The 21435-nt window shown below is 75.6% G+C and carries 6 protein-coding genes; 4 read left to right on the top strand and 2 right to left on the bottom strand.

Going from position 1 to position 21435, the window contains the following annotated elements; all coding sequences use genetic code 11:
• The first annotated feature begins 62 nt into the window (after positions 1 to 62).
• The gene (locus tag HCJ93_RS06310) at positions 63 to 1076 is read left to right on the top strand and encodes a TauD/TfdA dioxygenase family protein (RefSeq protein ID WP_240967461.1); all 1014 of its coding nucleotides are present in this window, start codon (positions 63 to 65) and stop codon (positions 1074 to 1076) included.
• A gap of 22 nt (positions 1077 to 1098) precedes the next feature.
• On the opposite strand, the gene HCJ93_RS06305 is transcribed toward HCJ93_RS06310, so the two are convergent.
• Positions 1099 to 2607 (bottom strand): metallophosphoesterase family protein, encoded by a 1509-nt coding sequence (locus HCJ93_RS06305; RefSeq protein WP_167991842.1) that lies wholly within the window; start codon positions 2605 to 2607, stop codon positions 1099 to 1101.
• 116 nt (positions 2608 to 2723) lie between these two features.
• The gene (locus HCJ93_RS06300; protein WP_167991840.1) at positions 2724 to 3347 is read right to left on the bottom strand and encodes an L-threonylcarbamoyladenylate synthase; all 624 of its coding nucleotides are present in this window, start codon (positions 3345 to 3347) and stop codon (positions 2724 to 2726) included.
• A gap of 181 nt (positions 3348 to 3528) precedes the next feature.
• Here HCJ93_RS06300 and HCJ93_RS06295 point away from each other — a divergent pair, with 181 nt between their 5' ends.
• The 3 genes from HCJ93_RS06295 to HCJ93_RS06285 all read left to right on the top strand — a co-directional run bounded on the left by HCJ93_RS06295 (position 3529) and on the right by HCJ93_RS06285 (position 21391).
• A complete protein-coding gene (locus tag HCJ93_RS06295) occupies positions 3529 to 5052 on the top strand; it encodes a helix-turn-helix domain-containing protein (RefSeq protein ID WP_309141324.1) in 1524 nt (507 codons plus the stop codon).
• 550 nt (positions 5053 to 5602) lie between these two features.
• Entirely contained in the window at positions 5603 to 7342 is a 1740-nt protein-coding gene (locus tag HCJ93_RS06290; RefSeq protein ID WP_167991838.1) for a fatty acyl-AMP ligase, read from the top strand.
• Between the two features lie 192 nt (positions 7343 to 7534).
• Positions 7535 to 21391, top strand: a complete 13857-nt coding sequence (locus HCJ93_RS06285) for an SDR family NAD(P)-dependent oxidoreductase (protein ID WP_309141323.1) — start codon at positions 7535 to 7537, stop codon at positions 21389 to 21391.
• The last annotated feature ends 44 nt before the right edge of the window (positions 21392 to 21435 follow it).

Below are 21435 nucleotides of genomic sequence, written 5' to 3'. Positions count from 1 at the left end.
GTCACGATCTTCCAGAGGCGGCCCCCCGGGGCCGTTGGGAGGCACGACGGAGGCGAGGACGGATGACGAGCGACAGGGGTGGCGCGGCGGCGGCCGGCGGGCCGTCGGCCGGGGCGGGACCGGCAGGAGCGCAGCCCGGCGGGGCGGGGCTGGACGTGCGGCCCGTGGCCGGGCACATCGGGGCCGAGATCGCCGGGGTGGATCTGGCGGGTGACCTCGACGCCTCGGTGGTCGCCGCCATCCGGGCGGCGCTGCTGCGCTGGAAGGTGGTGTTCTTCCGCGGGCAGCGCCTGGACCATGCCGCCCACGTGGCGCTGGCCCGCAGATTCGGGGAACCCGTCGTACTGCCGCGGCGCGGCAGGGCCTCCCCGCCCGACGTCCCGGAGGTCGAGACCACCGCCGACCGGCTGGAGCTCGGCGGCCGTTTCGGCATGCCGCACGACGAGTGGCTGCGGCGCCGCCGGCACACCCTGCTGCGCGGCTGGCACTGCGACCACGGAGCCCGCATCGACCCGCCGGCCGCCACCATCCTGCGCGCCGAGACCGTGCCGCCCTACGGCGGCGACACCACCTGGGCCAACCTGGCCGCCGCCTACGCCGGGCTGTCCGCCCCGCTCCGGGCGTTCGTGGACGGGCTGCGCGCCGAGCACCGGCTGGGCGTCGGCTACCAGCCGCGGCCCGGCGACGACGCCTACGTCCGCCATCTGCTGGACCATCAGGTGGCCTCCGTGCACCCGCTGGTGCGGGTGCACCCGGAGACGGGGGAGCGGATCCTGTTCGTCAACGGCTACTACGTCGAGCAGATCACCGGCCTGTCCCGGCCGGAGAGCGCCGCCGTGCTGGAGCTGCTCCTGGAGCAGGCGACCCGGCCCGAGTACACCGTGCGGTTCCGCTGGGAGCCGGGCAGCGTCGCCTTCTGGGACAACCGGGCCACCATCCATCTCGCCCCCGGCGACACCGCCCACCTGGACCATCCGCGGATCATGCACCGGGTGATGATCGCCGGTGACGTCCCGGTCGGTGTCGACGGACGGCCGTCCGTGCCGGTCGCGGGCACCGCTCCCGGCCGCTGGTGACCCCGGCCGCCCGGCCGCCAGGTCACCCGCCCAGCGGGATGATCACCTCGTCCTCGACGGGCGGGTCGGTCTCGTGCGCACGGTTGCCGGTGGCCGCCAGGCAGCGCAGCCGGATCCGCTCCGGCTCGACGTCCAGGCGCAAGAAGCTCTTGAAGAACGGCGGCCTGTAGGTGGCCGAGCCCGGGGAGAACACCTGGGTGTAGATCTTGCGCACGGGCAGCCGGAACCGCCTGGCCCGGTCCGGCCGGCGGCCGGTGCCGAGCAGCGCGGCGATCAGCCGCACCCGCCGGGTGACCCGCCCGGGCGGGTCGGTGGGCCGGGTCGGTCCGATGCCGAGCCGCTCGGCGATCACCGCGGACGCCTCCGCCTCGGTGAGCGTGAACGGCCGCCGCAGCCGCAGCCGGCGGCCGTACAGGGCGCTGTAGAAGGCGAGCGAGTCGCCGCGCAGCGGATAGCAGCGGAAGTCCCGCTCGGTCACCCCGGCGACGTCGACCCGGGGGATGGTGTGGGTGGCGTGGGTGAAGGCACCGCCGCCGCCCGCCACCACGTACTGCAGGGTGCGCCCGTCCGGCAGCCGCACCGGGTAGCGCTGGTAGTTGTGGATGTCCCCGCCGATCGCCGCCACATAGCGGTGGTCCGGGTCGCGGACGATCTCGTCCACCGTGCCGCCGCCCTCGATCGGGCAGGGGTGGTGCGCGCCGTCCACGTACAGCGGCGAGCCGGTGACCAGGATCTTGGGGCGGTCGCCGCGGGAGACCTCGCGCAGCCACGCGCCCTGCTCGGCGTCGACGGTCCCCAGCAGTCCGGTGTCGATGCCGACGATCCGTATCGGCCCCGCGTCGATCGCCCAGTACGGGCCCGGCTGCACGGCCTGCTGCTCGGGCGCGGAGCGCAGGGCCCGGGCCCCGGCGAGCCGTTCGCCGTCGCCCGGGCGCGGCCGGTGCCACAGCAGGGAACGCAGCCAGGCGCGGGTGAGCGGCCGGGGACGCTCCTCGGGCGGCAGGGGCGCCTTCTCGTCGCAGAACACCCGCATGAAACCGGTGAGGTCCTCGTACCAGTCGTGGTTGCCGGGTATCGCGTAGACCGGTGCCCGGTAACCGGCGTACGGGCGGAAGAACTTGTCGGCGTAGTCGTCGGCGCTGCCCACCGGGTAGATCACATCGCTGGCCAGCACGGCGAACCGGGTGTCCCGGCCGGCGTTCAGCAGGCCCGGCACCACCGCGTACTGGGGCTCGCCGCCCTCGCCGGTGTCGCCGATGACCAGGAAGGAGAAGCGGTCGGGGTCGTCACGCCGGATCACCTTGTCGGCCGGTGCGCCGGCCGCCGCCCGCCGCGCCGTCCAGCGGCTGCGCATACGGCCGGTGGGGTCCCCGAGCCAGGAGGCCAGGACGCCGTTGCGGGCGGCCCACAGCACGCGCGGGTCGAGCCAGAAGACCTTCTCGGTGCCGCCGGGCATCAGCCGCCGGTAGGTGCCGCGTTCCGCGGAGCCCCAGCCTGCGCCCTCGGCCGTGTCGCGTGAGGAGTTGGACATCGGGGCACCGTAACAACGGTGCCCGGCGGGGGCGCAGGGGTGGTGCGCGCCTCAACTGCCCGGCCGGTGACGGCCGCTCGCGTCGGCGTCGCGGGCTGCCCGGACCGCTCGCGGGGCTACTCGAACCGGGAGACGTCGCCCGCGCCGCGCCGCACGATCTCCGCCTCGCCGCCGGAGAAGTCGATGACCGTGGTCGGCTCGGTGCCGCAGTCCCCGGAGTCGAGCACCGCGTCCACCACGTGGTCGAGGCGGTCCTTGATCTCCCACCCCTGGGTCATCGGCTCGTCCTCGCCGGGCAGCAGCAGGGTGCTGGACAGCAGCGGCTCGCCCAGCTCCTCCAGCAGCGCCAGGGTCACCACATGGTCGGGGATGCGCACGCCCACCGTCTTCTTCTTGGGGTGCTGCAGCATGCGCGGCACCTCCCGGGTCGCGGGCAGGATGAAGGTGTAGCTGCCCGGGGTCGACGCCTTCACCGCGCGGAAGACGTCGTTGTCGATCCGTACGAACTGGCCGAGCTGGGCGAAGTCCCGGCAGACCAGCGTGAAGTGGTGCCGGTCGTCCAGCTTGCGGATGGTGCGGATGCGGTCGATGCCGTCGCGGCTGCCGAGACGGCAGCCCAGCGCGTAGCAGGAGTCCGTGGGGTACGCGATCAGCGCGTCGTCGTCGCGGATGCTCCGGGCGACCTGGGAGATGGTGCGCGGCTGCGGGTTGTCGGGGTGCACGTCGAAGTACTTCGCCATTCACCGAGCTTATGACGCGGGTGCCGGTGCGGCCTCGGCGACCGGGCCGGGACCCCGCGCCGCCGGTGCGCACGGAAGCCGGACCGGACGGGACGAGCCGGGCAGAAGGGATGAGCCGGGCGGGCGGGTGAGGTAACGTGCCCGACCGGGACCGATACCGGCGAATGAGGGGAAGGCCGAGGTGACAGGCCGCAGGGACGCGATCCGGGGCGAGAACCGGGGCGAGCAGCCGGCGGCCGGGGAGGCCCCGGCATGGGCGCGGGAGCTGCTGGAGCATCTGCGTCCCTCCGGCCGGGACGTCCGCCGGATCGCCGAATGGCTCGCCGCGACCGTGCACGCCGAGGTCGCCCTCCAGGACGCCGAGGGGAAACTCCTCGCGGGACGGCGGCTGCCGCTGGACGGGGATCTCGTCGCCGACCTCACCACCGGCCGGATCGCCTCCGCCGCCTGGGAGGGCGAGGGCCGTCATCTGCGCCTGGTGCGGGTCGAGCACCCCTCGCGGGCCCTGGTGCTCGCGGTCTCCCGCCGCACCCCGTTCGACCGGCGCGCAGCCGATGTCGTCACGCACACCGCCCAGGTGCTCGAGCTGCTGCTCACCGCCCGTGAGACCGCCACCGCCGGGCAGCTGCTGCGCCGGGCCACCGCCGACCTGCGCCTGGCGATCCTGCAGCTGCTGATGGTGGAGGACACCGTCTCCGCGCGCCGGGTCGCCGCCGGGCTGTGGCCCGGACTGCTGGACGCCGACACGGCATGTGTCTATGTCGTCGAATCGACACCGGCCCGCCGCGACCGGCTCGCCGAGGAGGCCCTGGACGCCACGGACGGAGACGCACTGGTGGTGCGCTGCCCGGCCATGGACGGCCATGTCATCGTGCTCAGCCCCCGGGAGACCATCGCGAGCGACCTGCGCTCCCTGGTGGTACGGCACGACGACACCTACCTCGGCGGCAGCGCCCGGCAGAGTCTCGCCCGCACCGCCACCGCCTACGGGCAGGCCGTCAGCGCCCTCGCCGTGGCCCGTTTCCGGCCGGACAAGGCCGCCGTCTACGCCGAGCGCATCCACCCCGAACGGCTGATGGACCCCGCGGCGCTGCGCGCCTGGACCGCCCGGCTGCTGCGCCCGCTCGACGCCCTGCCGCACCACACCCGCGCCGAACTCCTCGCCACCACCCGCCTCGGCCTGGAGTTCACGGCCGTCAGCACCGCCAAGATCCTCGGGGTCAGCCGCAACACCGTGCGCGCCCGCATGGAGCGCGTCGAGACCATGCTGGGCGCCGACTTCGACGACGTCGCCGCCCGTGCCGTCGCCCATCTCGCGCTGCACACCCAGATCAACCTCCAGGACGGCCAGGCCGTCGCCGATCCCGCCGCGGACCCGCCCGGCCTCGCCGACCTGCTCTCCGGCGAGGCCGTGCGCGCCTGGGCGCAGCAGCTGCTCGGTCCCCTCGAGGACGACTCCCGCGATCTGCGCCGCACCCTCGGCGCCTGGGTCGCCTCCGGCGGCAACGCCGAACGCGCCGCGCAGAGCCTGGGCGTGCACGCCCAGACGGTCCGCGAGCATGTGCGCAGCGCCGAGCCGATCCTGGAACGCCAGCTGCTGGCCGCCGGCACCGATCTCTACGAGGTGGTCCTGGCCATGCTCGCCGCGGGTGACCTGCCGCAGCCGGTGTTCGCCGGTCCGGCGCAAACCTCCTCACCTGCGTGAACATCCATTCGAGAGGTCACCCGGGTCGTGAAACGGAGGGGCTCCTACCGGTATGTTTCGGGCGCGGTTGTGCACCGGTGAGTCCCGGAGAGGGCACAGCCGGGCACCGGTGCGGTACACAGACCCACCGGCGGGCGCATAGCTTCTTTTCAGCCGCGGGGGCACGACCGGAACGGGGGACCGGTCGCGCTCCCGCGCTCCGTTCGTGAGGCCCGGCCCGTCGCTCCGAGACGTGGCCGGGCCTTTGCCATGTCCGTCGAAACGTGCCGAACGGGTCTGCTACGGTCGCATACGCGTTCCACACGGGTGGTTACGCGGAGTTCACACCCGCCTGCCTTGCCGGGCGGACGGACTTGCTATCGTGCTACTCGCCGGTAGCAGTCGAACGGGGGTTCGGGGAGCCGGTGTTGACCGCACCATCGCTCCCCGCGTTTCCAGCGGCAGCGGTCTGGCAAGGAGGCCAGGCCGGTCGCAGTCTCGCGCGTACCCGAGGCGCGGCCCTCACACTCCGGTTCCTCGCACTGACGCAAGAACAGGTGAGTCTCCTCCTATGGCCCGTTCCCTGGTCGACCTACTTTTCGCGCACGCCTCCGAGCACCCCGACCGGACCGCCTACCGCTTTCTCGTCACCGGCGACTGCGCCGGCGAGGACGCCGAGATCCACACCGTCACCTACGGGCGTCTGGCCGCCCGCACCCGCGCCGTCGCCGCCTGGCTGCAGGACCGGAACCCGGCCGGCGCCCGCGCCATGCTGATGTACCCGCCGGGGCTGGAGTTCATATCCGGCTACCTCGGCTGTCTCGCCGCCGGGGTGGTCGCCGTGCCCACCGTGCCCCCGCAGGGACGCGCCGGCAACCACCGCGCCCTGACCCGCACCAAGCGCCTGATGGCCGACGCCGACGCCCGCGTCGTCCTCGGCGGACGCCAGGTGATCGACGCGCTCGACTCCATGACGCCCCATCTGCCGGAACTGGCCGACGTCACCCGCGTCGCCACCGAGGACATCCCCGACGAGGCCGGCGCCGGCTGGGAGGCACCCGGATGCGACCCCGGCTCGGTCGCCTTCCTCCAGTACACCTCCGGGTCCACCTCCGCCCCGCGCGGGGTGATGGTCACTCACGGCAATCTGCTGGACAACCAGCGGATCATCACCGAGCGGATGGGCCACACCCCCGACGCCCTCGACGCCCACGGCAACGAACTGTTCGTCAGCTGGCTGCCCGTCTACCACGACATGGGCCTCATCGGCCCCGTCCTCAACACCGTGTACACGGGCGGCACCGCCACCCTGTTCTCCCCGCTGCACTTCCTCCAGCGGCCCCAGCGCTGGCTCGACGCCGTCAGCCACTACCGCCCGCACACCAGCGGCGGCCCCAACTTCGCCTACGAACTCGCCCTCAGGCACGCCGGCCCCGGCTTCGTCGAACGGCTCGACCTCGGCGACTGGAAGGTCGCCTTCAACGGTGCCGAACCGGTACGCGCCGCAACCCTGCGCCGCTTCGCCGACACCTTCGCCCCGGCCGGCTTCCGCCGCGAGGCCCTCTACCCCTGCTACGGGCTGGCCGAGGCCACCCTGATGGTCACCGGCGGCTCCACCGGCGCCCCGCCCACCCTCCTGTCCGCCGGGGAGGGCCCGCACGCGGGCGAGGCCGACGCCGCGGCGGTCGGCACCGGACGGCCCGGCCCCGGACTGACCGTGGTGATCGCCGACCCCGAGACCCACGAGGAACTCCCCGAGGGGCAGGTCGGCGAGATCCGCGTCGCCGGCGCCAGCGTCGCCAAGGGGTACTGGCGCAACGCGCTCGCCACCCGGGAGACCTTCCGCGCCGGGGTCACCGGCCGCACAGGGCGCTTCCTGCGCACCGGCGACCTCGGGTTCCTGCGCGACGGCGAACTCTTCGTCACCGGACGGCTGAAGGACCTCATCGTCATCGACGGCCGCAACCACTACCCGCAGGACCTCGAACTCACGGCCGAGATGGCGCACCCGGCGCTGCGGCCCGGCTGCACCGCCGCCTTCGGCGTCGACACCGGCACCGGGGGCACGGGCGGCGAACAGGTCGTCCTCGTCGCCGAGGCCGCCCCGGACGCCGCGGGCGACGCCGAGAAGATCACCGAGGTGATCCGCGGCGCCCTCGGCGACTCCCACGGCGTCGCCGTCCGTGACGTGGTCCTTGTCCAGCCGGGCACCATCCCGAAGACCTCCAGCGGCAAGATCCAGCGCCGCGCCTGCCGCACCGCCTACCTCGACGGCACCCTCTCCGTGATCGGCGAGCCCACCGCCGGATGACCCGGCTCACCGCCCGGTGCCCGGCTCACCCCCGGACGGCCCCGCGCGCCTGCGGCACGGCCGGCCCCGCACCGGCCGGCCGCCGGCGCCTCCACCGCATCCCGGCGCACCCGCAACTCCGCGGGCCCGCCGCCCCGTTCCGCGCGCCGCACCGGCCCACCCGGCCGGCGCCCGAGCTCCCGAGGACCCCCCGTGTCAGACAAGTCCGCGCCCGAGCCCCCGAAGCAACCCGACGACACACCCCTGACGTCGGTGGACGAGGTGCGCGCCTGGCTGGTCTCGGCCGTCGCCGAGGCCACCGGACTCGACCCGCGCAGCGTCGCCCCGGACCGGCCGCTCGCCGAGTTCGGTCTCGGATCACGGCAGTTGGTGGCGCTGTCCGGGGAACTCGCCGCACGCACCGGCCGCACCCCGGACGCCTCCGTCGTCTTCGAGCACCCGACCATCGACGCCCTCGCCCGAGCTCTGCTGGACGCGGGCCGGAGCCCCGCACCGGAGGCCTTCGCCACCGTCACCGAGGCCGCCGGCCCTGAGCGCACCGGACACGGGCGCACCGGCGACGACATCGCCATCGTCTCCATGGCCTGCCGCCTGCCCGGCGGCGCCGACGACCCGGAGGCCCTGTGGCGGCTGCTCGCCGAGGGACGCGACGCCGTCACCGAGGTGCCCGCAGGCCGCTGGGACACCCGGGGCCTGTACGACCCCGACCCGGAGAGCACCGGCACCGCCTACAGTCTGCGCGGCGGATTCCTCACCGGCATCGACCGCTTCGACGCCGCCTTCTTCGGCATCTCGCCCCGCGAGGCCGACGCCATGGACCCCCAGCAGCGGCTGCTGCTGCGCACCGCCTGGGAGACCGTCGAACGCGCCGGCATCGCCCCCGGCAGCCTCCGCGGCAGCTCCACCGGCGTCTACATCGGCCTCTACGACAGCGGCTACCTCGCCTCCGCCGGACTGGACCGGCTCGACGGGCACGTCGGCACCGGCTCGGCCTCCAGCGTGGCCTCCGGACGCATCGCCTACACCCTCGGCCTCGAGGGCCCAGCGGTGACCGTCGACACCGCCTGCTCCTCCTCCCTGGTCGCCCTGCACCTCGCGGCGCGGGCCCTGGCCGGCGGGGAGTGCGACCTGGCCCTCGCCGGCGGGGCCACCCTGATGGTCACCCCGCGCGGACACGTGGAGTTCAGCAGGCTGCGCGGACTGTCGCCCAGCGGACGCTGCAGCCCCTTCTCCGCGGACGCCGACGGGGTGGTGTGGGCCGAGGGCTGCGGCCTGGTGCTGCTCAAGCGGCTCGCCGACGCCCGGCGCGACGGCGACCGCGTCCTCGCCGTGATCAAGGGCTCGGCCATCAACCAGGACGGCCGCAGCCAGGGCCTGAGCGCACCCAGCGGCCCCGCGCAGGAGCGCGTGCTGCGGGCCGCCCTCGACGCCGCCGGGCTCACCCCGGACGACATCGACTACGTCGAGGCCCACGGCACCGGCACCCCGCTCGGCGACCCGATCGAGGGCCGCGCCCTGGCCCGGGTCCTCGGCGCCGGCCGCCCCGCAGAACGCCCCCTGCACATCGGCTCGTTGAAGTCGAACCTCGGCCACACCCAGGCCGCCGCCGGCATCGCGGGCGTCATCAAGACCGTGCTCGCCCTGCGGCACGAGACGCTCCCCGCCTCCCTGCACGCGGGCACCCCGACCGAGCACATCGACTGGGACACCAGCGGCCTGCGCGTCCTCACCGAGCCGCGCCCCTGGCCGCGCACCGAGGACCGCCCGCGCCGCGCGGGGGTGAGCGCCTTCGGCATCAGCGGCACCAACGCCCATGTGGTGCTGGAGGAGGCCCCGCGCGACACGGAGCAGGAGCCGGCACCCGTTCCCGGCCCCGCCGGCCGGCTCCTCTTCCCGCTCTCCGCCCGCACCCCGGCCGCACTGCGCGGACAGGCCGAGCGCCTCGAACACGCCCTCGCCGCACGACCCGGCCTGCCCCTGAACGCCGTGGCGGCGACCCTCGCCCACCACCGCACCCACTTCGAGCACCGGGCCGTGATCCCCGCGGGCGACCACGACACCCTGCGTGCCGCCCTGCGCCTGCTCGCCGCCGGGGAGACCGACCCCGACCGGATCGCCGGCCCGCACCTCGCCCTCCCGCAGGGCAAGGTGGCCTTCGTCTTCCCCGGCCAGGGCTCCCAGTGGGCCGGCATGGCCCGCGACCTCCTCGAGAGCGACCCGGTCTTCGCCGACGAACTCGACCGCTGCGACGCCGCCCTGCGCCCCTTCACCTCCTGGTCCGCCCTCGCCGTGCTGCGCGGCGACGCCGGCGCGCCCTCCCCCGACCGCGTGGACGTCGTCCAGCCGGTGCTGTTCGCCGTGATGGTGTCGCTGGCCGCCGTCTGGCGGGCCCGCGGCATCCGCCCGGACGCCGTGATCGGACACAGCCAGGGCGAGGTCGCCGCGGCCTGCGTGGCCGGTGCCCTCAGCCTCAACGACGCGGCGGCCGTGGTCGCCCTGCGCAGCCAGGCACTGACCGCCCTGTCCGGCACCGGCACCATGGCGGTCGTCGCCCTGCCGCACACCGAGACCGAGGCCCGGCTCGCCGCACTCGGCGGCGACCGGGTGTCCGTCGCCGCCGTCAACAGCGGCCGCTCCACCGTCGTCGCGGGCGAGACCCGAGCCGTCGAGGAGCTGCTCGCCGCTCTCGGACGGGAACAGGTCTTCGCCCGCCGCCTGGACGTCGACTACGCCTCCCACAGCCCCGCCGTGGAGGCCGTCCGCACCGAGATCGTCGAAGAACTCGACGGCGTCGTCGCGACACCTGCGCCCATCGCCTGGTACTCCACCGTCACCGGCGCACCCGTCACCGGCGAACTGGACGCCGGCTACTGGTACACCAACCTCCGTGAGCCGGTGCGGTTCGGTCCCGCCGCCGAGCGGATGATCGCCGACGGCTACCGCTGCTTCGTGGAACTGAGCCCCCACCCCGCCCTGCTCACCGCGCTGCGCACCGTCGCCGAGGACACCGGGACCGAGGACCTCGTCGCCGTCGGCTCGCTGCGCCGCGACGAGGACGCCCTGGCCTGCCTGGACCGCGCCACCGCCGAACTGCACGTCCACGGAAGGACCGTCGACTGGCGCCGCCTGGTCCCCGGCACCGCACCGGCCGACCTGCCGACCTACGCCTGGGACGAGCAGCGCCACTGGTCCGAGGCGGCCGTCGCCGCCGCGGCGCCCGGCCTCTTCGACCGGGCCACGCACCCGCTCCTCGGTGTGCAGCTGCAGTCCGCGGACGAGACCCGCTGGACCTTCCGCAACGAATGGTCGGCGGCCACCGCGGACTGGCTGCCCGACCACACCGTGTTCGGCCGCACCGTGGTGTCCGGCACCACGCTGACCGAACTCTGCCGCGCCGCCCTCGCCGTGGCCCGCCCCGGCACCCCCTCGGACATCACCGATCTCCTCCTGCTCGCCCCGCTCGCGCTGCCCTCGGACGGCACCACCGAGGTCTCCGTCGAGGTCGTCACCTCCGGCCCCGCACCCGAGATCACCGTGCACAGCCGCCCGCGCGGGCAGGAGGCCGCCGGCTGGACCCTGCACGCCACCGCGACCGGCACCGCCGCCGACGAGGCGACGGCCACCACGGGCGAGGCGCCCCCGGCCTGGCCGGACGGGGCCGACCCCGCATGGAGCGAGGACACCTACGAGCGGCTGGCCGCCCTCGGTCTCGGCTACGGCCCCGCCTTCCGGTGCGTACGGCAGGCCGTCCGCACCGGCGACGGCACCCTCCTCGCCCGGCTGGCCCTCCCTCGGTCCGCCCGCGACACCGGCGACCTCTACCCCGTCCACCCCGCGCTGCTGGACGCCGCCCTCCATGTGGCGGCCGGGCTCGACCCGGACGGGGCCAGGGCGCTGCTCCCGGTCGCCGTCGGCCGCTGCGTGCTGCCGCCCGGCAACCCCGGCGAACTGACCGTGTCCGTGCGCCGCACCTCCGCCTCCGGCACCGACGTCACCCTCGACGTCGGCCTCTGGGACGCGGACGGCCTCCCCGCCGGACGTCTGGAGGGCGTGCGGCTGCGCGCCGCCGATCCCGCCGATCTCGACGCCTCCTCGGAGAGCGCCCGGCATCTGTACCAGGTGGCCTGGACGCCCCTCGCCGCGCAGCCGGCCCCGGCGGGCACCTGGCGGGTCCTGGGCGAGAGCCCGGAGACGGCAGCCGTGGAGAGGGAGTTGACGGCGTCGGGGGAGACGCTCGCCGCCCCGGACGAGCGCCCCGACGTGGTCGTACGCCTCTGGCCGCGCAGCGGTCCGGACACCCTGCCCGGCGAAGCCGCCACCGCCGCCCTCCGCGAGCTGCGCGACCTCGTCGCCCTGCCGCCCGAGGAGACGCCCGCGCGCATCCTGTGGGTGACCCGGGGGGCGGTCGCCGCCGCTGCGTCGGACGCGGTGCCCGGCCTCGCCCGGTCCGCGCTGTGGGGCCTCGTCCGCAGCGCCCGTGCCGAGCACCCCGGCCTTCCTCTGGTCCTCCTCGACCTCGACGACGACAGCGAGGACGAGGCGGCCGTGCTGCGCACCGCCGCCGCCCAGCGCGAGGAACCCGAACTCGCCTGCAGGCGGGGTGAGGTGCTGGCCCCGCGCCTCGTCCGCGCCCGCTTCACCGGAGCCGAAGCCGGCCACTCGGACTCCGACTCCGAAGCCGGCGGCGCGGAGGCACCCGCCAACCGGATCCCCGTCGAGGGCACCGTCCTGATCACCGGCGGTCTCGGCGCCGTCGGCCGCACCGTCGCCCACCTGCTCGCCGAGCACGGCACCCCGCGCCTGCTGCTGACCTCCCGCCGGGGCGAGGACGACCCCCGGGCCGCGGAGGTCACCGCCGAACTCGCCGCCCTGGGCACCGAGGTCGAGGTGGCCGCGTGCGACGCCGGCGATGCGGACGCCCTCGCCGGACTGCTCGCCGGCATCCCGGAGGAAACGCCCCTGCGGGGCGTGGTGCACTGCGCCGGCGTCCTCGCCGACGGAGTCGTCGCCGACCTGACCCCCGAACGCCTCACCCGGGTGCTGCGCCCCAAGGCCGACGGGGCGGCGCATCTGCACCGGCTCACCGCCCACCTGGACCTCGACCTCTTCCTGCTGGTCTCCTCGGCGGCCGGAGTCGCGGGCAACGCGGGTCAGGGCAACTACGCCGCCGCCAACGTCTTCCTCGATCAGCTCGCCCATCGCCGCAGAGCCCTCGGACTCGCCGCCCAGTCCGTCTCGTTCGGCGTCTGGGCGGGGCAGGGGCTGGCCGCCGGACACGCCGACCTGGACCGCATGGCCCGCCTCGGCCACCGCGCGCTGACACCCGGTCAGGCCCGGGACCTGATCGAGCTGTCGCTGCGCAGACCCGCCCCGCATCTGGTCGCCTGGCCCCTCGACCTGCCGCGCCTGCGCGCCGCCCTCACCGCCGCGCCCGGCGGCACGCCCGCGCTCTGGCGCACCCTGCTGCCCGCGGCGCCCCGGACCGGAACCGGCGCGGACCGGCTCGCCGACCGCCTGGCCCGGCTGCCCGAGGACGAGCGTGCCGAACGGGTCCTCGCCCTGGTCCGCGAGGAGGCGGCCCGCGCCCTCGGCCTGCGCAGCCCCGACGCCGTACGCCCCGAACAGCTGCTGCGCGAGCTCGGCATGGACTCGGTGACCGCCCTCGACCTGCGCAACCGCATCGGCGCCCGCTTCGACGCACGGCTGCCCGCGACACTGCTGTTCGACCACCCCACCCCCGCGCGGCTCACCGCCCACCTGCTCTCCACCGTGCTCGCCGGCGGTCGCACCGCCGCCGGGCACCCGGCTCCCCGGCAGGCCCCGGCGGGCAGGTCCGCGCCCGCCGCCGACGAGCCGGTCGCCGTGGTGGCGACGGCCTGCCGTCTGCCCGGCGGCGCCGATGACCCCGAGTCGCTGTGGCGGCTGCTGGAGGAACGGCGCGACGCGGTCGGCCCCTTCCCGGCCGGACGCTGGGACGTGGAGTCCCTCTACCACCCCGACCCGGACAACCCCGGCACCTCCTACGCCCGGGAGGGCGGCTTCCTCGACGACATCGAGTCCTTCGACGCGGGCTTCTTCGGCATCACCCCCAGAGAGGCCGCGGCCATGGACCCGCAGCAGCGGCTGCTCCTCGAGACCGCCTGGGAGGCGCTGGAGCGGGCCGGGATCGTCCCCGCCGACCTCGCCGGCAGCACCACCGGCGTCTACGTCGGCATGTTCGGCAGCGGCTATCTGGCGGGCGCCCGCCTCGACCAGCTCGACGGGTACGTCGGCACCGGCTCCGCGCCCAGCGTCGCCTCCGGCCGCCTGGCCTACGCCCTCGGCCTGCACGGCCCCGCGATGACGGTGGACACCGCCTGCTCCTCCTCCCTGGTCGCCACCCATCTCGCCGTGCAGGGACTGCGCTCGGGCGAGTGCGACCTGGCCCTGGCCGGCGGAGTGACCCTGATGGTGACCCCGCAGACCTTCGTGGAGTTCAGCCGGCTGCGCGGGCTGTCCCCGACCGGCCGCTGCCGCTCCTTCTCCGACGACGCCGACGGCGCCATCTGGGCCGAGGGCGCCGGCATGGTCGTACTGAAGCGGCTCTCCGACGCCCGCCGTGACGGCGACGAGGTGCTCGCCGTGCTGCGCGGCACCGCCGTCAACCAGGACGGCCGCAGCCAGGGCCTGTCCGCGCCCAACGGCCCCGCGCAGGAAGAGGTGATCCGGCGGGCGCTCGAGCAGTCCGCACTGACGCCCGCCGACATCGACCACGTGGAGGCCCACGGCACCGGCACCACGCTCGGCGATCCCATCGAGGCGAACGCCCTGGCACGGGTCTTCGGCGCCACCCGCCCGCCGGGCCGCCCGCTGTACCTGGGATCGCTGAAGTCCAGCATCGGGCATGTGCAGGCCGCCTCCGGCACAGCCGGGCTCATCAAGGTCGTCGAGTCGCTGCGGCACGGGACACTGCCCGCCACCCTGCACGCGGACACGCCGAGCCGGCACGTCGACTGGGAGAGCAGCGGACTGCACCTGCTGCGCGAGCCGGTGCCCTGGCCGTCCGGCGAACGGGTGCGGCGGGCCGGAGTCAGCGCCTTCGGGATCAGCGGCACCAACGCCCATGTGATCGTGGAGGAGGCGCCGCCCGCCCCGGCCGGTGACCGGGACCGACGGAACGCGCCCCCCGCCGCCGGACTGTTCCTGCTGTCCGCCCGCAGCGAGGCGGCGCTGCGCGGACAGGCCGCCCGCCTCGCCCGCCGGCTGGCCGACGACGACACCCCGCTCGCGGACGTCGCGTACACCCTGGCCCGGCACCGCAGTCACTTCGAGCGGCGCGCCGGACTCGCCGCGGCCGGCCGGGACGAACTGCTCGCCCGGCTCGAGGCGCTGGCGAGCGGACGGATGCCGGTGCCGCCCGCCCGTGCGGAGCAGGACGGCAAGGTGGCCTTCGTCTTCGCCGGGCACGGCGGCCAGTGGCCGGGCATGGGCCTGGAGCTGATGGAGGAGTCGGAGGCGTTCCGCGCGGAACTCACCCGGATCGACGAGGCCGTGCGGCGGCACGCCGGCTGGTCGGTGCTGGACGCGCTGCGCGCCCCCGAGGAGTTCTCCCCGCTGGAGCGCACCGAGTACCTGCAGCCCGCACTGTTCGCCGTCAACGCCTCGCTGGCCGCCGCCTGGCGGGCGCTGGGCGTCACCCCGGACGCGGTCACCGGACACAGCCTCGGCGAGATCGCCGCCGCCTACAGCGCGGGCGCCCTCACTCTCGACGACGCCGTGACCGTGGTGACCGGCCGCGCCCACGCCGTCGTGCCGCTGGTCGGCCGCGGCGGGATGATCGCCGTGGAACTGCCGCCCGCCGAGGTCGGGGAACTCCTCGAGCCCTACGCGGGACGGCTGTTCGTCGCCGCCGACAACGGCCCCCGCTCCACCGCCGTCTCCGGCGACGCCGGTGCCCTCGCCGAGCTGCGCACCCTGCTGGAGGGGCGCGGCGTCACGGTGCGGCGGCTGAGCACGCCGTTCGCCTCGCACACCCCGCTGATGGAACCGCTGCGGGACGAACTCCTGGAACGCTTCGGCGGGGTGCGGCCCGGCGAGCCGCACACCCTGCTCTACTCCTCCGTGCTGGCCGAACCCGTACCGGGTGAACAACTGGACGCCGCCTACTGGTTCAGCAACCTCAGCCGCCCGGTCCGCTTCGCCGGCACCGTCCGCCGCCTGCTGGAGGACGGCTACCGGTACTTCGTCGAACTCAGCCCGCACCCGTCCCTCACCGCCTCCGTCGAGGCCGTGGCCGCCGAGACGGGTGCCGACGCGGCCGCCGTAGGCTCGCTGCACCGCCGGCAGGACGGCCGCCGGATACTGCTGCGCAGGGTCGGCGAACTCTACGCGTCCGGTCACACCCCCGACCTGAAGGCCCTCTTCCCTGCGGGCCGCCGGGTGAGCCTGCCCACCTACGCCTTCGCCCGTACCCGGCACTGGCTGGCCCCCGCCCCGGCCGGCGCGTCCGGCGGCTCATCGCTGCTCGGCACCCACGTCGAGGCGAGCGACACACCCGGCCACCACCTGTTCCAGAGCGAGATCGACCTGCGCGACCGCCGCTTCGCCTATCTGACGGACCACCGCGTCACGGGCGAGGTGTGGCTGCCCGGCTCCGCCTTCCTCACCATGGCCCTGGAGGCCGCCACCGCCGTCACCGCCCACGGCGGAGCCGGTGACGGCGAGGTGCGGCTGGCCGACGTCGCCTTCCTGCGGCCCCTGCGGCTGGAGGAGGAGCGGCCGGTACGGCTCCAGCTGGTGCTCCGGCCCGCCGGGGACGGTGCCCGTGAGTTCACCGTCGCCGCCGCGGCGCCCGGCGCGGGCTGGGAGCGGCACGCCACCGGCCGGATCCTCACCGGCGGGGACGGCGGCACGGGCGACCCCGAGCCGCCGTCCGGACTCCGCGCCCGCTGCGCCGAACAGGCCGACCCGCAGGCCCTGTACGCGCGGCTCGGCACCCTCGGCATCGAGTACGGGCCGGCCTTCCGCGGCCTGACCGAGGCCCACCGGGACGCCACCCACGTGCTCGCCCGTCTGGCCGAGCGGCCCGCCGAGGGGCATCTGCTCCACCCCGCCCTCCTCGACGCCGCCTTCCACACCGCCGGCCTGCCCGGCGACGCCCCCGAGGGCCGGGCGTTCGTGCCCGCCGGTGTCGGACGGCTGCGCCACACCGGGCGGCGCACCGCACCCGCCTGGGTCACCTGCGCCCTGCGGTCCCTGGACGGCGACACCGCCACCCTGGACCTGCGTCTGTGGGACGAGGACGAACAGCTCCTGCTGGAGGCCGAGGAGTTCCGGCTGGCCGCGCTCTCCCCGCTGGACGGCGCGCTGTTCGAGACCCGCTGGCAGCCCCGCCCCGAGGCGCGGGAACCCGCGGGGGACGGCCGCTGGCTGATCCTGGCCGACACCACCGGCGTGGCCGAGGCGCTCGCCGAGCGCCTGGGACCGCCCGGGCGGCACGTCCTGGCCCGGCGCGGCGGCACCTTCACCGCCGAAGGCCCCGGCCGTTACGTCCTCGACCCGGCCGACGAGCCGCAGATGCACCGCCTGCTCGACGAGGCGTTCCCGGACGCGCCGCCCGAGCGGGTGGTGCTGCTGACCGCGCTCGACGCACCGCCGGTCACCGACGCGGCGAGCGCCGGGCAGGCGGCTCGGCTGTGCTGCCTGAGCACCCTGCACGTGGTGCGGGCGCTCACCGGCCGCGGCGGTCCGGCACCCCGCCTGTTCGTCGTCGTCCGCTCCTCCCAGGCCGCCGGGCCCGGGGAGCGGGTCACGTGCCCGCAGCAGGCGCTCGCCTGGGGCTTCGCCCTCGCCGTGGCGCAGGAGTACCCGGAGCTGGCCACCACCCTCGTCGACCTGCCCGCAACCGGCGGGACCGACGCGCTGTGGACCCAGCTGCGGCACGCCGACGACGAACGGCTCGTCGCCCTGCGCGACTCCGGCCGCCTGGTGCCGCGCCTGGCCCGCACCCGCCCCGACGACCGGGCCGACGGCACCGTGAGCCCCGACGGCGTCCACCTGATCACCGGCGGCCTGGGCGGACTCGGCCGGGTCGTCGCCGAACGCCTGGTCCGGCTCGGCGCACGGCGACTGGCCCTGCTCGGCCGCGGCACGCCCGGCCCGGACGCCGCCGCCTGGATCACCTCCCTTGAGCAGCGCGGCGTCGCCGTGCACCTGGTCCGCGCCGACGTCGCCGACGGCGCCGCGCTGAGCGCCGCCCTGGACGCCGTGCGCGAGGCGGCCGGGCCCGTCGCCACCGTGGTGCACGCCGCCGGCGTCCTCGACGACGCCACCGTGGCCAATCTGGCCGACGACCGGGTACTGCGCGTCCTCGCGCCGAAGGTGCTGGGCACCGCCCTGCTCACCGAACTGGTCCCCGAGGCGGGCAACCTGGTGCTGTTCGCCTCCGCGGCCGGCCTGCTCGGCAACGCCGGACAGGCCCCCTACAGCGCCGCAAACGCCTTCCTCGACGCCTGGGCCCACCACCTCGGCCACCGCAGGGCACAGAGCCTGGACTGGGGCCCCTGGACCGGCGTCGGCATGGTGGCCGCCTCCGGCACCCGGGCCGCCGAGACCGGCCGCACCGGCCTGGTGCCGTTCACCCCCGAGGAGGGCGGCGAACTCTTCGCCCGCCTGCTGTCCGACTCCCGGCGCCAGCTCGCCCCGATCGCCCTCGACCGGGAGACGCCGGCCCTGGCCCCCGAGATCGCCCGCACCCGCCCGATGCTCGCCGACCTGGTCGGCGGCGCGGCCCGGGACGGCGGCGCGGACGGACTCGTCCGCAAGATCTTCGCCGCGACCAGCGAGGACGACCGCACCCTGTGGATCGAGGCCTATGTGCGGGCCAGGATCACCGCCGTCTCCGGCGGCGTCGCCGACGTCTCCGCCACCACGGCCCTGAAGGAACTCGGCCTCGACTCCCTGATGCTGGTGCGGCTGCGCAACGACTTCGCCCGCGAACTGGGTGTGGACCTCCCGGCCGCCGAGGTGTTCTCGGCCGCCGATACGCGCGGCCTCGCCCGCATGCTGGCCGCCGCCCTGCCCGGACGCGCTGCCGCCCCCGAGGGGGAGCCGGCCCCCGAGGAGCAGCCGGGCGCCGCGGAGGAGGTGCCCGGCACCGAACTGCTGCCCGCGACCCGGGACGTGCTGCGACTGCTGCGCAGCGCCGGACCCGGCATGCCCGACGCCGCCCACGGCATCGGCCTGGCCCTGCGGCTCACCGAACCCACCACCGAGGAGGCCCTCACCGGCGTCCTCGCCCGGCTGACCGCCCGTCACGCGGCCCTGCGCACCGGCATCGTGAGCGGCCCCGAGGGCGGACGCCGGCTGTGCGTCCACCGGGAGGTGACCCGGCCGCTCCTGCGCTGGACGACGGTGACGGACGAGGGCGGCATCGACCCGGCGAGCCGCCTGCGCGCCCTCCTCGAGCCGCCGTTCGACCTGGCCCTGCCGTCCCTGTGGCGCTTCGAACTCCTCGACGGCGGGGCCGAGCACGGGCAGGTCCTCGTCCTCGGCGCCCACCACGCAGTGAGCGACCTGCAGTCCCTGCTGCTGGTCGCCGGGGAGATCGACCGGGAGCTGTCCGGCACCCGGCTCGACGACACCCTCACCAACCGGGACGTCCACCTGCTGCTCGAGGCACAGCAGGGCGGCAGCCCGGGGCAGGACGCGGCCACCGCCGCCTGGCACGAGGCGTTCGAGGGCGCCGACCGCCTCGACCTGACGCTCAGCCACGAGCGCCCGGCCACACGGTCCTACCGCGCGGGCAGTGTCACCGTGACCATGCCCGAGGGGCTCACCGAGAAGATCACCGCCGCCGCGAGCCGGCTCGCCGTCACGCCCGCCGCGTTCTGCCTCGGCGTCCTGACCGTGCTGCTGGCCCGCCTGCGAGAACGCGAGCGGTTCGTGCTCGCGGTGCCCGTCGACACCCGCATCCACGCCGACGCCTACGACGCGGTGGGCTTCTTCGGGGTGCCGGTGCCCTTCCCGGCCGAGGCACACCCCGGGGAGCGCGTCGAGGAGGTGCTGCGCCGCACCGACCACCGGCTCCAGCGGATCCTGGCCAAGGGCGCGATGTTCTCCGACGTGCTGCCCGTGCTGTCCCGGCAGGGGCTGCACCGGCCGCACGCGCCCCTGGTGGAGGTCTACTTCAACTACGTCCGTTCCGCCGCGGGCCGGCTCGGCCGGGTCCAGGTGCTGCCCGCCGGTACGGGCTACTCCGACCTCGACCTGATGATCACCATGACCCCGGACGCCCACAGCATCCGCTTCGACCACAACCTGGACATCCTCGACGCCCGGGCGACGAGCGAGCTGGCCGGTGAGTACCTGCGGCTGCTGGAGGAGGCGGCGGAGACACCCGCGACGCCCGTCGGGAAGCCCGGGGAACCGGGGGAGCGCGCCGCGCACGCCCCCCGGGCGGACTCCTCCGCCGCAGCCGGACCGGCGCGGACCCGGGTCGCCCTCGCCGCCACCTTCGCGCTCGGCAGCCTGCCGCTGATCTGCGAGACCGCGTTCGACGAGGTCGCGGGGACGGCACCGACCGAGGTGGCGGAGGCGCCGTACCACCAGGTGCTCGCCGCGCTCCAGGACCCCTCCGGCGTCTTCGCCGACCCGGCGACCCGCGCGGGCGTGGTGCTCCTGCGCGGCGCCGACCTGGAACGCTTCGGAGCCGTCGGCGACGAGCTGCTCACCGAGCTGCGCACCGCCTACCCGGCCGCCTTGCGCGGTCTCGCCGAGCGGACCGGGAAGCCGCTGGTCGTCGGCGTCCTGCCGACCGCCCGGCCCGAGGACCGGTTCACCGCCTGGGAACGGGAACTGGCCGCCGGGCTCGCCGAGCAGCCGGGCCTCGCCGTCCTCGGCCCCGACGACTGGACCCGGAACCACCCCGTGGAGCGGGTCTTCGACGAGCGCACCGAACGACTGGCCCATCTGCCGTTCACCACCGAGTTCCAGGCCGCCGTGGCGCTCACGCTCGCCGACACGCTCCGCGCGGCGCGCCGCCGGCCCAAGGTGATCGCGGTCGACGGCGACGAGACCCTCTGGGGCGGCGTCGCGGGCGAGACGGGCCCCGAGTCGGTGGACCTGACCGGCCCCCGCGCCCTGCTCGCCCGCCGCCTGCTGCGCTGGCGGGAGGCCGGCGCGCTGCTGGTGCTGGTCAGCAACAACGACGAGGACGTGGTGCGGGCGGTGCTCGACCGCCCCGACAGCATCCTCGAGCCCGAGCACTTCAGCGTGCTCTCCGCGGAGTGGGGACCCAAGCCGGAACGGCTCGCGGCGGCGGCCCGCACCCTCGGCCTGGGCCTGGACAGCTTCCTCTTCCTGGACGACAACCCCGCCGAGATCGCCAGGATGCGCGCGGCCCACCCCCAGGTACTGTCGGTGACCTGTCCGCCCGCCGGCGAACTCGCCGGGTTCCTGCGCCGGTTGTGGCCGCTGACACCGGCCGCGGTGACCGCCGAGGACGCGCTCCGGGCACGCTTCTACGCACAGGAGCGGGAACGCGAGGCGGTGCGCGCGCAGACCTCGTTCGAGGACTTCCTCGCCGGGCTGCGACTGGAGGTCGACATCCGGCCGCTCACCGAGCAGGACGTGCCGCGCGGCGAACAACTCGTGCGCCGCACCAACCAGTTCACCCTGCGGGCACGCTCCGCCGACGGTGGCGACCTGGCCCGGTGGCGCGAGCGCGGCGAGGTGTGGACCGCGGCGGCCCGCGACCGTTTCGGCGACTACGGGCAGATCGCCCTGCTCGCCGTGCGGGCCGAGGGCGACCTGCTGGACCTGCTGGCCTGGTCGATGAGCTGCCGGGCGCTCGGCCGGGGCGTGGAGGAACGCCTGCTGCGGTGGATGGCGGACCGGGCCGGGGAACTCGGCTGCACCAAGGTCCGGCTGACGGCGGAGCGCACCGAACGCAACGCCCCCGCACGACGGCTGCTCGCCGCGCTCGGCGGGGGAGACGAGAACGACGAGCGTCTGGAAGCCGTCGTCACACCGGAACACCTGCGGGCGTTCCGGTCCTGGCGGCAGCAGTAGGCCCCCCGGGGCGGCAGCGGCATGAGAGGAACAGGAACCGGTGA

This window comes from Streptomyces composti (genome assembly GCF_012034205.1).
GTDB lineage: Bacteria > Actinomycetota > Actinomycetes > Streptomycetales > Streptomycetaceae > Streptomyces > Streptomyces composti.
The sequence above is the reverse complement of the archived record's forward strand: the minus strand, read 5'-3'. Positions and strand labels throughout refer to the sequence as shown.

Bases quoted from the DNA above. Each gene is read 5' to 3' on its own strand.
- HCJ93_RS06305 (WP_167991842.1), bottom strand. From the start codon at position 2,607: ATGTCCAACTCCTCACGCGACACGGCCGAGGGCGCAGGCTGGGGCTCC.
- HCJ93_RS06300 (WP_167991840.1), bottom strand. From the start codon at position 3,347: ATGGCGAAGTACTTCGACGTGCACCCCGACAACCCGCAGCCGCGCACC.
- HCJ93_RS06310 (WP_240967461.1), top strand. From the start codon at position 63: ATGACGAGCGACAGGGGTGGCGCGGCGGCGGCCGGCGGGCCGTCGGCC.
- HCJ93_RS06290 (WP_167991838.1), top strand. From the start codon at position 5,603: ATGGCCCGTTCCCTGGTCGACCTACTTTTCGCGCACGCCTCCGAGCAC.